Below are 15,117 nucleotides of genomic sequence, written 5' to 3'. Positions count from 1 at the left end.
AAACAATATAATATTTTAAACTTGAGGCTTTAAGCAGTAAGCTATAGGCTCCAGGTGTGCTGCTGTATGTGTTAATCTGGAATCTGTTCTACAAGTATTTCGTTTCCTTGCCTGTCAAAATAAGTGCAGGTCATTTCGTTGAGATCCATTCTCCAGCCTTCCACTCCGTTTTCCGCACAGTCGCTGCAGAAGGTTATATAATCTGTTCCTCCCTGCTGATGCAGCTTTAATCTTGTTTTAAACTGTTCAAGGTTTAAGTTTTCTGAGATGGTAAAGGGATCGTACTTTCTTCCGCTCTGCGCCGTCTCATTTTCTGTATCAAAGTACTGCGTGTTCCCATCTGCAACGGAAACCGTATAATCTGAAACGCCAAGACTCTTTATGGCCTGGATATATTTTGGAAAATCCGCTCCGCTTTTTACTTTCTGATGTTCTGCTTTGATCTGTTCAATGGTAAATTTCATATCTTTTTGTTTTTTTATGCTTCAGGCAGTAAGCTTTATTACAACACCCTAATCCCTAGTCCCTGATAGCTGCTACCTGCTACCTATCATCTGCAACCTCTCACCCTCCTGCCGCCTACCCCAAATTTAAAAATTTTCGGAATGCAAAAGTAGGATAAAATAAAACCGGCAGATTGATCCGCCGGTTTGTTTTAACTATATTTCGTATTCAAAATATAAATCTTAAGGATGCTGCTGCATTTTAGCAGGATCGTCGTAATTCACCATCCAGTTGATGTCGAATTTATCGGTAAACATTCCGAAATAAGCTCCCCAGAATGTATCTGCCATAGGCATTGTTACCTGCCCGCCAGCTGAAAGACCGTTGAACAGTTTATCCGCTTCTTCTTTAGATTCTGCGTTTACAGAAATAGAGAAATTGTTCCCTGTTTTGAAGTTAGAAGACCATTCTCCGCCTGTATCGCTTCCCATTAATGTTGTTTCTTTTGAAACAGGAAGAGAAACGTGCATGATTTTGTCTTTGTCTTCTTCAGGAGTTTCTTTACCTTCCATTGGAGGTATTTCCCCGAAAGTTCCGATGTAAGGATATTCTCCTCCGAAAACTGATTTATAGAAATCGAATGCTTCTCTGCAGTTTCCATTAAATGTTAAATAAACGTTTACTGATGCCATGATTGTTTTTTATTTGTTAAGTTTTAATGAGTCTTTGTTTAAGGTTTTTCAGATAATTCTTTTAATCTGGAAAGTCCTTTCTGGTAATCTTTTCCTATAGCATCTTCCAGGTTCATAAACAATTTCATTACCGTGAACGGATAAGGTATTTTTGAGGTGAATCCCCAGGTTGCTTTGCTTCCGCTACCCTCAGGAACAATTTTCACATAAGCATCGGCTTCGCTTTTATAAGGGGTTAAAAAAAGAAGCTGAGTATCAATTCTTTTACCCGCTGTATCTACTTTTTTCACTTCCTGACATCCTTTTCCGGCCGCATCTTTCTGACTGTCCCAGCATACTTTTTCTCCGGCCTGTCCGGTTGTTCCGGTCCAGTCTTTTTTCATTCCCGGATCCAGATCATTCCACGGGCTCCATTGGTCCATAGCTTTCAGTGAATTGGTCTGCTGCCAGACTTTTTCAGGGGAAGCATTGATGGATATTGACTTTTCATAGACACAGTCTCCTGAAATAAAAGCAGCCACCAGCATCCATAAAAGAAGGACAGAGGCAAGAACAATAATAATCTTTTTTAATATTTTCATAGGTAATAATTATCTGTGTTGGTCAATCAGGATCATATTTCCGTCCGGATCTTTCAGGAAAATATGCTCAGGTCCTGAAGTGGTTTCATCTGCTTCTTTCTCAAGTTCCACTCCGCTTTCTTTTAGATTTTTCTGAATGACGCGCACATCGTCAAATGATTCCAGATTCTGGGCATTTTCATCCCAACCCGGATTGAAGGTCAGCATATTTCCGTCGAACATCGCCTGAAACAGACCTATCAATGTGCTGCCGTTTTTCATGATCAGATAATTCTGCTCCATGTTTCCGCCCATAGCGGTAAAACCCAGTTTTTCATAAAAATCTTTGGATTTCTGAAGATCTTTTACGCTTAAACTGATTGAAAATACGCCTAATTTCATATGTAGTTTTTATTTTTTTAAGGATGATATGGAATCGCACAGTATCATGGCGATTTCATATTTTATTTGTTTTTTAAAGCCAGTTTACTTCCTGCAAACACCAGCCCCCACACAAGAATTCCCAATACCCAGAACCAGATGGGAGTTGGAAGAGAAGCCATCATGTAAATGGTGATGCATAGAAAAATAACTCCACAGACTGCTGCTGAAGTATGTTTTCCATTGTTTGCCACTTTAGAAGCTGTGAATCCTGACACGAAAGCCGCCAGCGCATAAGCTATGATCACAAAAAACAGCGCCATGAACGGAGCCGTGGCCACATATGCTTTCATAGCCTCCATATCTCCGTTCCCCGCAGCTGCAGGAGGCGGGTACAGGCTGTGTCCTATTTTCTCAATGATGGTAATGCAGATGATTCCTGCAATAAGTCCGGCCGGGACAGCTAATATTCGTCTTAACATGGTTATTGATTTTTTAAACGGGTTTTGAAGTCCAGTGTTCCGTCATAACTTTTCCAATCTCCAATAAATTCTATATACTGTCCTTCTATTTTTTCAGTTTTTCTGTTCCACTTGAAGGTATACACAAATTTGCCTTTGAAGATACCGGAGTGTTTTCCCTTTGCTTCTTCAGCCAGTTCATAGTCTCCGAATACCACTCCTTTTCTTTTGGCATCTCTATATTTTGTGATCGTGATCTTGCCTTCGTATTTCGCATAGCTGTCATCTACCAGAGAGTACCCCGAAACAAAATATTCCTGGTCATTTTTCTTATTCTGTTCGGAAATACTGATCTTCAGTTTCAATGCCTGGCCGCTGTTTCCTATGGTTCCTACGTAAGGTTTACTGTTATTCAGCCAGACCGTAGAGATATCCGGCATCTGTGCCCATGCAAAATTGCAGGCAAGAATGAGAAGTAATAAAAATTTTTTCATACTGTGGTTTTAAACTCCAAATTGCGACAGATGGTGATTAAGATGTTTGGCAAACATATTATTCCACTCCTGTGAATTTAATTTTCCGAAAGAAAATGATTCTTTGCCATCAAAGGCTTCCGGACCCAGCTGCTGTGTTTTCTGGATAAAACCGATCAGTCTTTTTTTCTCTTCGTCGAAATTTTTTCTTCCTGTCACTACAAACTGGGGTGCTGTAGGGGAATCTCTCGGATATGCTTTTTCTCCAACTACTTTTGGTCTTACAAAAGTCTTTAAAATAAATTTTGCAATAGCTCCCGGCTTTTTGTGTTTCTCCGGTTCGTACACCATTTCATAGGATACGCTGCAGTGGGCAAGCATCTGATCAACCGTCATTTTACCCCATAAACCGTGGGTATCTTCTACCAGGTTATTTATCCTATCAATATAGTTTTGAGCATCTTTTGCATCAAATACATTTTCCATATTCTTTCTAATTATCTGAAAGCAAATATATCAGTTTTTTCTTTTGATTTTTACAGGGGGATGAAAAAAGTGGTGACGTGTTTGGGGTGAGGGTTTCTGAATGCGGGGTGCGGGTTTCGGAGTACGAAAGGTGCGAGTTGCGGGGTATGTAAGTTACGCGTTGCTAGTTATTGGTTGCTAGTTAGGGTTTTCAGGATATCAGGGTAGTTATTTGGTAGGTTTGTCATGTTTCCAACACCAAAACCTGTTTTTGTTCTGCGTACCCCGTAACTTTCGCAACCCGTAACCCGAAACCCGTACCCCATAACTACTCTACAACCTTCTCTGCTTCTTCAGAACCTGTATTTCTAAAAATAAACCACAGTTTGATCTTTAAAGCAATCCAGCCCAGGATGGCATAGATGACCAATAGGATGCTTAAATGTTTTAAGAAGGGAAATGTAAGTTCGACGGAACCTTTCTGGATCAATAGGATTTTAAAAGCCTGAAGGAAAGGTGTCAGTGGAATAATGTTCGCAATAAACTGTACAAATGCTGGCATCGCACTTAACGGCCACGTGAATCCGCTGATAATGAATGCAGGTGATGCGATAACCATCAGAATCTGAGTGGCTTTCAAAGCATCCGGAATTAATATGCTGATAAGAACCCCCAAAAATGATGCAGAACCGACAAAAACTGCGGTCAGAAGAATAAAATTGAGTATTCCCTCCGGCATGGGAACGCGGAATATCATGTGCATAAAGTAATAGACTCCAACGATCAGAATGGAGAAAATCCAGATGGGAATCACTTTAATGAGCATGGTGGGAAATGCCCATCTTTTCATCTTGCTGTATTCTTTTACAAAAGATCCTCTTTCAAACTCAGCAGCAAAACTTACTGCCATTGCCAGAAGGATCACCTGCTGAAGAACCACGGCCAGCATGGCGGGCCACATGAAAATCAGATAGTTTCCTGTGGTATTGAAAAGGGTGATGTAATTGGCTTTGAAAGGCTCGTATTGGGTAGCCGCCTTTGTAGCGGGCATTCCAGCTTTCTGCAAGGCTTTGATTGATGCTCCGGCGGAGAACGTTCCTATTGTAAGCTGCAGTGCTTTGGAAGCAAAATTCGCGGTAAGAACGTTTCCGGTATTGACGTATACATTAAGTTCGGGATATTTTTTCTGGAGCATATCTGCTTCAAACCTCGATGGAATAATGACTACTGCGGCGGCTTCATGCCGGATCACTTCATCTTTTATGCTCAAAGGTTCCTGTGCATATTTAATGATGCTGATGCTTTTATTGTCATCCAGCATATCCGTCAGCTGGCTTGACAACGGGGTATTATCCCTGTCGATAACAAGTACGGGTGTATTTTCCACTTTCCCGCTTTTGTAAACGAAACCCAGCAAAGTGGCATAGAATACCGGGGCCAGAAAAAATACGGTCCTCAGGGTGGAATTGCCAATAAAAAGCTTGAATTCACGTTTTAAAAGCCGGAAAAATTCTTTCATAATTATTTCAGGATAACGTTAGCATTCACCAATATTCCTTTGGCCTTATTCATATCTTTCGGCTTCACTTTAATCTCGTAAACGGCATCCTGAAGCTGATAATCGGGGTAAGCCGTTGTAATATCCGCGTATCTGGTCAGCTGCTTAATGTATACCACTGTTCCCTGCAGGTTTTCTTTATTATAAACCACCTGCATATTCACTTCCTGCCCTTTCTTATACTTTGAAATGGCACTTTCAGGAACGGTGAATCTGAAATAGGTGCTTTCCGGAATATATCCGTTGAATAAAGCAAAACCAGCCGTAGCCAGCTCGCCCGTATTGAGGCTGATGGTTTCTATTTCCATATCATTGGTAGCAATGATGTATCTTTCGGAATAGGCCACATTGGCTTCCTGAAGTGCTCCTTTGGCTTGTGAAGTCTGTCCGGCTGCCATTTCCACTTTTTCGACGCGGGTTCCTCTCTGTACATCATCCAGCTCCGCCACTACAGCATCGTACTGGGCTTTTGCCCCCTGAAGTTTTGCATAAACCTCATCGTATGCCTGTGGAGACATCAGACTGTCACGGAACATATTATTGGCTCTTTTGAAAGATTTCTGAGCGAAGTCATACTGTTCTTTCAAACCTTTGTATTTGGCTTTAAGCTGTCTTAACTGATCTGCTGTAGCTCCGTTTTTGGCCATCTGCTCCTGAGCGGTTGCCGCACTTACCGCCCCCTGTGCCTGTGCAATTTTTGCAGAGACTTCCGGAACGTCAAGCAATGCCAGAGTATCGCCTTTTTTCACGTTCTGGCCTTCTGTTACGTATATTTTTAAGATCCTTCCGGTCACCTTCGGGGCAAAAGAAATCACATCCTTTTTGGTTTTTCCTTCGGAATCATTAAGGTTTTCTTTTTTTTCGCTGCAGCTCCCTACGAGAAAAAGAACCGCAAAGACTATGAATATATTTTTATGCATCATTTTTTTGTAAGGATTAATAAAGTTTGGTGATATCAAGCTCCTGGGTAGATCTCATGAGCTCTATTCCCGCTCTCCGTTGGTTAAAAAGGGCATTCTGGTATTCCAGTTCTGCTATTTCCAGGTCATTTTCCGCATCGATGAGCTGTGAGGATTTACTCATTCCGTATCTGAATTCTTTTTCAGCCTGAACGAGAGCATTTTTAGCCAGCTCTTTTTCTTTAGCCTTTAAACTGATCTGAGCGGTTGCTATATCATAATTGGTCTGATTATTCGCCAGATTCAGGGTTAATTTTTTAAGGGCATCCTCTTTTTTATTCTGAAGGACTTCTTTTCCTACTTTTGCTGTTTCTTCAGCATGTTTTCCTTCTTTTCCGTCAAAAATCTCCCATTTAAAGCCTACACCGGCTGTTAATAAAGGAAGGATATTGATATTGGTAGGTCTCCAGTCCAGTTTAGCGCCTTCATAGCCCAAAGCCGGAACTGCAGGAATAACGTTCTCCGAAGTTTTGATGCGGCTTCCGTAAAGGCCAATATAATAAGCAGAAGCCATCAGCTGTACTTTGGGGATCATCCAGGTTCTTTCTGCCTTTATTTTGTAATCTGCTGCCGTAATCCCATGATCAAGGGCACGAACCTCCGCTCTTTCTTCAATGCCTTTCTCCGAAGCCAGAAGTTCTACGGGAGAAAGTACAGGATCAATCAATCTCAAACGTTCTTTATTGATTCCGGTCAGAATGTAAAGCTGGGTAAGAAGAAGTTCTTTTTTGCCTTCGTACTCTACCATTTTAGCATTGAGAGTGGCCTGGGCCAGTTCTATTTTTTTATGATCATAAGGAGTGATGAGACCATATCCTAAAGCTTTATCCGCTGTTTTCCGGTTGATGTCAAGTCTTTTTTTGCTTTCATCGAGCACTTTTTTAGACTGATGAATAAGAGCCAACTGATCATACGCTTTGGAAATATTGGCCACCACGTCATCTTTTGTTTTTTCAAGAAGAATATCTTCGGAGATTTTCTTTTCTTCGATGGCCTTTTTCAGATACTTTACTTTTCCACCGGAATAGAGAAGCATTTTGGCGTCTGCTTTTGCAATTCCTGAAAATCCTGAAACATTAAGATTGTTGTTAAAACTTCCTTCGGGAATATTTATAAAGGGTGCCAGATTAATTTCCGGTGAGGTGAGCCTTGCAGTGGCATTCAGATATCCGGCCTGTCCGCTGAGTTCAAGGGTTGGAAGAAAGATGTCTTTCAGTTTGTGGGCGTCAAGATCGGTGAGTTTGTTCTGTGTGATCTGCATTTTAAGTTCGGAGTCCAGGACCATGGCACTGTCCAGAAGTTCCTTAAAGTCCGGCGCAGACTGTGCCCTGCAGATTGCCGGGAAAGCCAAAAAACTAAACGCAAAAATCAATAAATTGTTTTTCATGGTTTATGTTTATAACAAATATAATGCAAAAATTTGTTAAATCGCCGAAGATAATTCATTATAATAACGAATTTAAAATAAGTTTAAAAAGTGTTTAGTTTTAATCCTCTATTTGTGATGAATATAGCGGATTCGTTTAATTTTAATTTGAGGAATGTTTTAATTGGAGAAAATTGATTATTTCTTTTATCAGGCGTAGTTTCTTTGTTTAATTTATTTTATCGCAAGGGTAGACAAGGCGATTTTGAAATGATCATATTTTAAGATAAACAAAGGCGTTTCACTTATCAAAGGAAGACAATTTAAAGATATCATCTGTTTTCGATTTAAATTTTAAGATTTATAATTTCCCGCAGATTTCTCAGATGCACAGATTTCATGAATACTATTCTGGATAAAAATCTTTGATTTTTTCTGGAACTTATGTGAACTTCTTTTGCATGAAGCTTTAAACTTAAATTACTAAAGTGTTCAAAAAACTTTTGTGCCTTTTGTGGTTGATGTTTTTCTTCTGCAGATTTCACAGATGATCCAGAGTTTTATCACAAGGGTAGACAAGGCGATTTTGAGATGCTTTTTCTTTAAGATAAACAAAGGCGTTTCACTTATCAAAGGAAGACAATGTAAAGATATCATCTGTTTCCGATTTAAATTTTAAGATTTATAATTTCCCGCAGATTTCTCAGATGACACAGATTTCATGAATACTATTCTGGATAAAAATCTTTGATTTTTTCTGGAACTTATGTGAACTTCTTTTGCATGAAGCTTTGAACTTAAATTACTAAAGTGTTAAAAAAACTTTTGTGCCTTTTGTAGTTGATGTTTTTCTTCTGTAGATTTCTCAGATGATTCAAAGTTTTATCGCAAGGATAGACAAGGCGATTTTGAAATGATCATATTTTAAGATAAAAAAAGGCGTTTCACTTATCAAAGGAAAACAATGTAAAGATATCATCTGTTTCCGATTCAAATTTTAAGATTTATAATTTCCCGCAGATTTCTCAGATGGCACAGATCAAAAAGTATCTGAAATTGATCATTCAAAATATGGAACTTTTATCATGTATCTGTTGTAATTCAAAATGCATCAGAAAATCTGTGAGATCTGAGAAATCCGTGGGAAAAATCATCTATTAAAAACAAAAAACTCCCCACAAAAGTGAGGAGTTGGGTATGTAAAGACCATTTTTATTATCTCTGAACTGCAGATTTCATTTTCGCATCAGGGCGTAAAATTCTGTAACGGACTTCAAGGTCTTTCGGTACATAGAATACCAAAGGAAGCTTGCTGTTGTACCTTACGATCTCCGGCTGAAGGGTTACAAATTTCTTCGTTTTCTTCTGATCCGGGCATGCCATTAAGGTTCCTCCCGCTTCACCATTGGATTCTACTTCGTAATAGTTGTAGCCCCATCCCTGAAGGTCCTGGCTTTTCACATTTCCCATCAGGAAATATTTGTTACAGTCTACCATTTTTTCAGTCCCTACAAAAAACTCTACTTTTAAATCGCTTTCATTTTTTGCAACGGGCAGCTGAATGTATACCTGCCTGAATCCGTCTTTAGCTTTCGGGAACATTTCAATCTCCAGCTTCTCAAACTTTTCTGCCTTCTTTTGTGCGAAAGCATTTACACCTGCCAACATGATCAGTCCTGTCATTAAAGTTTTTGAAAATCTCATTTTGTTTGTTTTTAAAATTTCACTGATACTCTCAAAAACCATTCCAAAGTTAAACATTTGTTTAGTTTTATAGAAACTTGCTGTAAAAATTTTACATTCAGAACAAAAAAAGCTGCAGTAAGAAGTTACTACAGCTTTTGTATTTGCTTTTATAAATTAATCTGAAATTGTTACGTTACTTCCTTTTGTATGGGCATTCATCTGCGGTGCATAGTAATTCTGCATGGTAGTGATCCCGTTGGAGAACTTCCCTGCCGCATTGGAAACAAGGTCATATTCAAAGACATATTTCCCTTTTGGCATGTACTGGATATAGAAATTCGTGGAAGCATCTTTCGTAGACTGGTAATAGCCTAAGCTGTTTTTCCACTGGTAACCGGACAGTACATCTGCAGGCTCAAATCCTGCAGCACGCATATCTTTAATGTGAATGAATTCCATAGCTCTGTCTGTATTCAGGATCATTCTTACAGTTACTTTATCACCAACTTTTAAAGGTGTATCCGCAGAAATTTTCTGAAGTTCCTCACCGTTTACCGTTTTCACTTTTTTATAAAGCTCTTTGGTGATCGAGATATAGTTTTCTGAAGATTTGATTTTATCCAGATCCTCATAATACTGCCAGAACAGTCCTCCCTGTACGATTCCAGGACCTGGTTTGGTAATGGTAACTGTTCCTAAGTTTTTGTCTACCAGATCTGTTTTCACGGTTGATTTCACATAACCGGTCGCCTGGGTTTGAGGAGTTAATTCTTTTCCGCCCCAAACAATGGTTGCTTTATCACTTTCGGCGCTGGTCCATGATTTTCCTGAATTCAGAATTGTGAAAATCACTTCTGAGGTTCCTCTTGAGCTTCCCCATGAGTTCACTTCTTTTTGCGTGATCAGCCAGATCTTCATGTCTTCAATGAATTTCTGATCATTGGATTTCAGTTTGTTGAAAGCTTCCAAAGCTCCTGCATGATTCACGACTTTGGACCCGAACCAGCCCCAGTCGTTCAGGTTCTGTTTCCAGTAAACGCCCTGTGTTTTGGTATCGGCAGAGGTTTCTTTCAGGTAGTTCATTAATTTATCTGAAACGTCTTTCAATCCGTAATCATTCGTCAGTAAAGCCATACGGTGAAGCCCGAAGAAGGTAAAATCTGTGATCTTCGCTGTTTTCGCTTTCTGTTTTACCAGAGTTTTCAATGTGGCTCCTTTTCCTTTTAAAGCATATTGTTTTTCCCAGTAGTTTCGGGTATCGAGATAATCGATGGTCCAGTCGTTCCAGATGTTTCCTTTTTTCACATCCCAGTATTTATCAATCTCGTTGTCTACATACTGAACCAGTTTTGTTACCAGCTCCTGCTGTTCTGAACCTTGATATTCTTTTGCATTATCTTTCAGCCAGGTATTGATTTTCCCTAAGTTTTTAAGGATGTAAAGAGAAGTTCCGTAAGAACTTGGATATCCCGGATACCATGAAAAGCCGCCGTCCGGATTCTGTAGTTTCTTAAGATCGTCCCAATCCTGCCTGATCGAATTTCTCATGGTGTTGGCATCAAATAATAGAGCCAGTTTCTGCATCTGTTCGCCTTCATTTTTGCTCTCAAGCACCCAAGGTGTTTCTTCCAGTAAAAGCTGTTTCAGCTCCTGGTTTTTCTCAAGATTTGAATTCAATAATCCTTTATTCTGGTATTCTTCAAACACAGTCTTCATTTTCGGATTGGCTCTGAAAACTTCGGAAGCCAGTACATCGGCAAACCATTTATTGAAGATCACATCGGCAGAATTATTCTGGTCATTTTTCAGACTTGGCAGCGCGAACATAATTTCCCAGATCGGATTGGTGGTCAGTTCCAAAGTATTCGAAACGTTAGTGATCGTTGTAGAACTTGAATTTTTAAGATTATCCAAAACAAAAGTCTTCGTTTCACCTTCTTTCACAAAAACAGGGACTGCATCGGTAACGAGCATTCTGTTCGGAAGTACGGCAACCGCCTGCTGTTCTCCATCTGAATAAGCACCGGCTTTCGCCACCACTTTTAAAATAATGGAAGACACATTATTTGGAACTTTCAGCTTCCATGTCAGGGCGCTATTTCCTTTTTCATTTAAATCAAAATTCTGGGTTCCTGCACTGATCCCGAATTTGGAAGAAATATTTTCATTCGTAAAGGCATCCAGGATCTGAAGTTCAGCAGAACCGCTTAGTTTTTTATCGGTAAGATTGGATAGTTTTGACTGAAGATTCAATTCATCGCCTTCTCTTAAAAATCTCGGATAATTTGGTGTTACAGAGAATTCTTTCTGCGTCACCACCTGTTTTTCCAGTACGGCTGCTCTGGCATCTTTGGTGTGAGCCAGGAACATCAGCTTCCATTTCGTCAGCGCTTCGGGAGAAGTGAATTCGAAGTTTACATTTCCTTCTGCATCTGTTTTCAAGTCGGGATAGAAGAATGCAGTTTCGTTCAGGTTCTGGCGTACGGGAACTTTTTCAAGATCTTCTGCTTTTTCATCAGCACCACCGTTTGCATCAGCTTCCTGCTCCTGTCCTTTTGCTCTTGCTGCCGAAGCTACATCATAACGCATATTAGCTTTTTTTGAATATCCTCCTGTCATGACAACTTCCTCTGCCGAAGATTGTTTTGCAATAGGAGACGGAGGTGATGCCGCCATATTTTCAATCTGTAATCCGGCCACTCTTCCTCCTAATCCATAACTGTAATAATCACCATCAAACCAGTTGAAGTTCGGGATATCTACATAAGCTCCGTTGTAATATTTCAATCTTTTCTGATAATACTGGCGAAGCAGAGACTGTCTGATATCATAAGACGTTACGATAGCATACGGTGCATATAAATTCTGCCAATTGAACGTATTCGCTGCAAACTGATCCAGAGACATATCGTACATATTGGCCAGTACTTCAGCATTTATTTTTTCTTTTTCGCTTCCTGAAACTTTTACCGTCCATTTTTCTTTTGAATTCGGTTCAAGCTTATCTCTGAAGGTAACGGTTTCAATTTTTAAAGGCTGCTCCGTATTTTTTATTTTTAAAGTCACAGACCGGGTCTGCACATCATTGAATGCTGCGATCTGGAACTGAATATTCAGGGCGGGTACTGCTTTATCTTTAGGAACATCCGTGGTGTATTCAAGGACTCCTTTTTTAAGCTGATGTACTTCTGAAACGGTATTTCCTGAACCATCCTGCACAAATACATTCACCAGCGCGTCCGGAATTGCGGAATAGACGTAAATTTTCGCCTTCTCCCCTCTTGCAAACTCTGTTTTAGGCTCAATAACGGTCAGGAAGGTTTTCTGTGAAGGTTTTAAAGAACCTTTATCCCAGATACTGAAATTCTGGGAAGATTTTATGGTGTCTTTTCCTTCGATATTAAACATTTCCAGCTGATAATCGCCTGCATCCAGTTTTCCGAGATCCAGCTGAGCTGCTGACTGCTGCTGTTTCTCAAACAGTACTTTTTCTGCCTTAAGGTTTTGAGGCCTGTCATTTTTATCAAAGAAATCATGCGGGAATTTACTGATGAACTCTTCTTTGGAAAATTTAGGCAGATCCTGAACGTCTTCTGTAAAATTATCTCTGAAGATCCTGTCCGGAACATTCAGTCTGGAAAGCTTTACCGTATAGGATTTTTTAAGATCCTGTTCGTTATAATTCAGGGTTTCCACTTTTAGTTTTACATTTTCGTCACTGAAGGTATTTTTAATTTCTTCGGCTTTAATGTAATGTGAAACTGACGCTACTTTTAAATTCGTATTGGCAGACTGTGTTTCCCCGTTGATATCCGTTACCGAAGCATTGATCTCATAATTATCAATCTGGATGCCTTCCAGCTTTTCATCTTTTTTAAGATCAAGACGGATCACAAATTCTCCTTTCTCATTGGTTTTAGCTTCGCCAAGAACAGAGTTTTCGTTGCTGTTATCATTTGGATACCACCAGAAATATCTCCATCTGATGTTGTGTTTTTTAATCTCGTAATTAACCGTTGTATTGCTTAAAGCTACCCCGGAAAACATAGTCGCTTTTCCTTTCAGCTCGATGGTCTGGCCGTATTTGTATTCCTCTTTTACAGGATCGAAAGTGACTTCAAACTTAGGTCTTTTGTATTCTTCTACCCTGATGTCTTTGTAGCCGTTGGATCCGTCGCCGGTTCTCAAATAGAAAACACCGTTCAGCTGGCCTTTCGGAAGAATGAAGCTTCCGTGGTAAGAGCCAAACTCATTGGTTGTAAAATCCTGGGAAGAAACATCCTGCCCATTGGCATCCTGTAAAGTGATTTTCTGTTTTAAACCTGCCGTTGTGGCTTCAATTTCTTTATCGATCTTTGTATTGATCACTTTGAAATACACGGTTTGTCCCGGTCTGTAAATCCCTCTGTCTGTAAAGATCTGCGCCAGAGTGCGGGTCTGTTTGTTGGGATTATAAGCTTCTGCATTTCCGCTGTTGCCGTACACCTGCATGATCTGGAAATCATTGGTCTTTGGCTGGCGGATCAGGAAGGTTCTGTAGTATTCATTGCTGGCTGTGGACGGGAATTTAAAAATACCGTTCGCATCTGTTTTACCGTCTATTTTGCTTAATGATTTATTGGCAACAAATTCATAGAAAGTAAGACTTTCGTTGGCTGCAGGTTTTCCGTTTTCACTGCTGACCAGTTTCATGGCATTGGAAAGCTGGTTTCTATCGGTTTTAGTCTGATAGATGACACGGTTTCCGGAAACCAGGAAATAAAAATTCTGTCTGGAATTAGAGTCCTTAGCATCAGCTCCGGCCACGGAATACTCTACTACATACACTCCGGAAGGAAGCGGCTTGATCTCCAGTGAAGTGGAATGATTCTGATAGTCTTTGGCATCAGCAAACTGGAAGGTTTCTTTTCTTACCAGATTCTTTTTAACCCTTCCAAAGGTATTGTTGTAAGCGTTCTGAATATACTGCAGCAATGTTGTGAAGTCTTCTTTTACTTCGTAGATATTCAGGGAAAATTCCGTTACATTTTTGTGCTCGGCTACAAAATGGATCGGCAGATTGTTCTGGGTCTGCTGTTCGTATTTAATCGAAAGAAAAGGATTGGTGATCTGGTTTTCTTTGTTTTTGATATTTTCAATGAAAGGAGATTTCGGATACTGTTTTTGGGCCTGATCCGCAATAGCAAGTGCTTCTTTCACCTTCTTTTTATCAATCAGTATATTCATGATATCTTCCATGATGATCACCTTGTAATCTCCTTCTATATCTGATTTCAGCAGGGTTTGAAGCTGTTCAAGCTTATCTTTGCACTGATTGTAATTACAGTTTTCCGTCAGCTTCTCTTTCATAAAATAAAGCTTGGGATTTCCGGTGTTCCGGGCGATCAGTTCGTCAAAAACAGCAATGATCTGCATTCTGTTTTCCGTTAATTCATTTTTTGTAAAAAGATTATTTTCAGAAAGAAAACTGATCTTCTTCATGGAATACCATTCAAAAACAGTAGGAAAATAGGCAATATTCTTAACATCCGTAAAGACATCTTTGTACTTCGCCAGGGAAATATTTTTCATTTCCGGTTTCTGCTGATCCAGTTCCTGATAGCTTTTCTTCAGATAATTTTTAAAATCGAGTTTGCTCCAGGTTTCAATCTGGGCCAGGTCCTGCGCATTGATGTTGGTCCGCGATTCTATTTCCCAGGAATGCTGGTTGTAGTAGTCCATAAAGAAACCGTTCAGAAGAACACGGTACACCAGTTTTTCTTCCCCTTTCAGCTTAGCATCTGCTTCCTGAAGCTTTTTGAAAAATTTAGAGGCAGAATCATTCTGCTCATCGTCTTGCGTTTGGTTTACAATGCTGAACTCCGCCTTCAGGGAACGGATAAGCTGGATGGCATTATTTTCTTTCATGGCGTGGTTTTGTATGTCTAAAATAATGGGAAGATTAGATTTATAAGCACCTTTCGCACTGTTTTCAATCACTTTTTTCCATTGGTCGTCGTAGTATTTCTGGGCATGCATCTGGGCAAAAAACCCGAAGCACAGAAACAGCATAATCAGTTTGACATTTTTCAT

The 15,117-nt window shown here is 39.8% G+C and carries 12 protein-coding genes; all 12 read right to left on the bottom strand.

The window, feature by feature from the left end; genetic code table 11:
* Positions 1 to 71: 71 nt before the first annotated feature.
* Entirely contained in the window at positions 72 to 464 is a 393-nt protein-coding gene (locus JET18_RS06300; protein WP_202089757.1) for a DUF1398 domain-containing protein, read from the bottom strand.
* 222 nt (positions 465 to 686) lie between these two features.
* Positions 687 to 1,136, bottom strand: a complete 450-nt coding sequence (locus JET18_RS06295; RefSeq protein ID WP_202089756.1) for a VOC family protein — start codon at positions 1,134 to 1,136, stop codon at positions 687 to 689.
* 38 nt (positions 1,137 to 1,174) lie between these two features.
* On the bottom strand, positions 1,175 to 1,717 hold the full coding sequence (locus tag JET18_RS06290) for an SRPBCC family protein (RefSeq protein ID WP_202089755.1): 543 nt from the start codon (positions 1,715 to 1,717) through the stop codon (positions 1,175 to 1,177).
* Positions 1,718 to 1,726: 9 nt separating this feature from the next.
* Positions 1,727 to 2,098 (bottom strand): VOC family protein, encoded by a 372-nt coding sequence (locus tag JET18_RS06285; RefSeq protein ID WP_202089754.1) that lies wholly within the window; start codon positions 2,096 to 2,098, stop codon positions 1,727 to 1,729.
* A gap of 62 nt (positions 2,099 to 2,160) precedes the next feature.
* Positions 2,161 to 2,559 carry a hypothetical protein gene (locus tag JET18_RS06280; RefSeq protein ID WP_202089753.1) on the bottom strand — a complete coding sequence of 133 codons (399 nt, stop codon included), beginning with the start codon at positions 2,557 to 2,559 and terminating at the stop codon, positions 2,161 to 2,163.
* Positions 2,560 to 2,561: 2 nt separating this feature from the next.
* Complete coding sequence (locus JET18_RS06275; protein WP_202089752.1) at positions 2,562 to 3,032, bottom strand: hypothetical protein; 471 nt, start codon at positions 3,030 to 3,032, stop codon at positions 2,562 to 2,564.
* A 9-nt stretch (positions 3,033 to 3,041) separates the two neighbouring features.
* A complete protein-coding gene (locus JET18_RS06270) occupies positions 3,042 to 3,497 on the bottom strand; it encodes a DUF1569 domain-containing protein (protein WP_202089751.1) in 456 nt (151 codons plus the stop codon).
* A 307-nt stretch (positions 3,498 to 3,804) separates the two neighbouring features.
* On the bottom strand, positions 3,805 to 4,995 hold the full coding sequence (locus tag JET18_RS06265) for an ABC transporter permease (protein ID WP_202089750.1): 1,191 nt from the start codon (positions 4,993 to 4,995) through the stop codon (positions 3,805 to 3,807).
* A 2-nt stretch (positions 4,996 to 4,997) separates the two neighbouring features.
* Positions 4,998 to 5,954, bottom strand: coding sequence for an HlyD family secretion protein (locus tag JET18_RS06260; protein WP_202090727.1), 957 nt, complete (start codon positions 5,952 to 5,954; stop codon positions 4,998 to 5,000).
* Positions 5,955 to 5,970: 16 nt separating this feature from the next.
* Positions 5,971 to 7,380 (bottom strand): TolC family protein, encoded by a 1,410-nt coding sequence (locus JET18_RS06255; RefSeq protein ID WP_202089749.1) that lies wholly within the window; start codon positions 7,378 to 7,380, stop codon positions 5,971 to 5,973.
* 1,194 nt (positions 7,381 to 8,574) lie between these two features.
* On the bottom strand, positions 8,575 to 9,063 hold the full coding sequence (gene eco, locus JET18_RS06250) for a serine protease inhibitor ecotin (RefSeq protein ID WP_202089748.1): 489 nt from the start codon (positions 9,061 to 9,063) through the stop codon (positions 8,575 to 8,577).
* Between the two features lie 156 nt (positions 9,064 to 9,219).
* Entirely contained in the window at positions 9,220 to 15,117 is a 5,898-nt protein-coding gene (locus tag JET18_RS06245) for an alpha-2-macroglobulin family protein (RefSeq protein WP_202089747.1), read from the bottom strand.

The sequence above is a fragment of the Chryseobacterium endalhagicum genome, assembly GCF_016745235.1.
Lineage (GTDB): Bacteria > Bacteroidota > Bacteroidia > Flavobacteriales > Weeksellaceae > Chryseobacterium > Chryseobacterium endalhagicum.
The sequence above is the reverse complement of the archived record's forward strand: the minus strand, read 5'-3'. Positions and strand labels throughout refer to the sequence as shown.

Coding starts and splice junctions, on each gene's coding strand:
- JET18_RS06300 (WP_202089757.1), bottom strand. CDS start 464: ATGAAATTTACCATTGAACAGATCAAAGCAGAACATCAGAAAGTAAAA.
- JET18_RS06295 (WP_202089756.1), bottom strand. CDS start 1,136: ATGGCATCAGTAAACGTTTATTTAACATTTAATGGAAACTGCAGAGAA.
- JET18_RS06290 (WP_202089755.1), bottom strand. CDS start 1,717: ATGAAAATATTAAAAAAGATTATTATTGTTCTTGCCTCTGTCCTTCTT.
- JET18_RS06285 (WP_202089754.1), bottom strand. CDS start 2,098: ATGAAATTAGGCGTATTTTCAATCAGTTTAAGCGTAAAAGATCTTCAG.
- JET18_RS06280 (WP_202089753.1), bottom strand. CDS start 2,559: ATGTTAAGACGAATATTAGCTGTCCCGGCCGGACTTATTGCAGGAATC.
- JET18_RS06275 (WP_202089752.1), bottom strand. CDS start 3,032: ATGAAAAAATTTTTATTACTTCTCATTCTTGCCTGCAATTTTGCATGG.
- JET18_RS06270 (WP_202089751.1), bottom strand. CDS start 3,497: ATGGAAAATGTATTTGATGCAAAAGATGCTCAAAACTATATTGATAGG.
- JET18_RS06265 (WP_202089750.1), bottom strand. CDS start 4,995: ATGAAAGAATTTTTCCGGCTTTTAAAACGTGAATTCAAGCTTTTTATT.
- JET18_RS06260 (WP_202090727.1), bottom strand. CDS start 5,954: ATGCATAAAAATATATTCATAGTCTTTGCGGTTCTTTTTCTCGTAGGG.
- JET18_RS06255 (WP_202089749.1), bottom strand. CDS start 7,380: ATGAAAAACAATTTATTGATTTTTGCGTTTAGTTTTTTGGCTTTCCCG.
- eco (WP_202089748.1), bottom strand. CDS start 9,063: ATGAGATTTTCAAAAACTTTAATGACAGGACTGATCATGTTGGCAGGT.
- JET18_RS06245 (WP_202089747.1), bottom strand. CDS start 15,117: ATGAAAAATGTCAAACTGATTATGCTGTTTCTGTGCTTCGGGTTTTTT.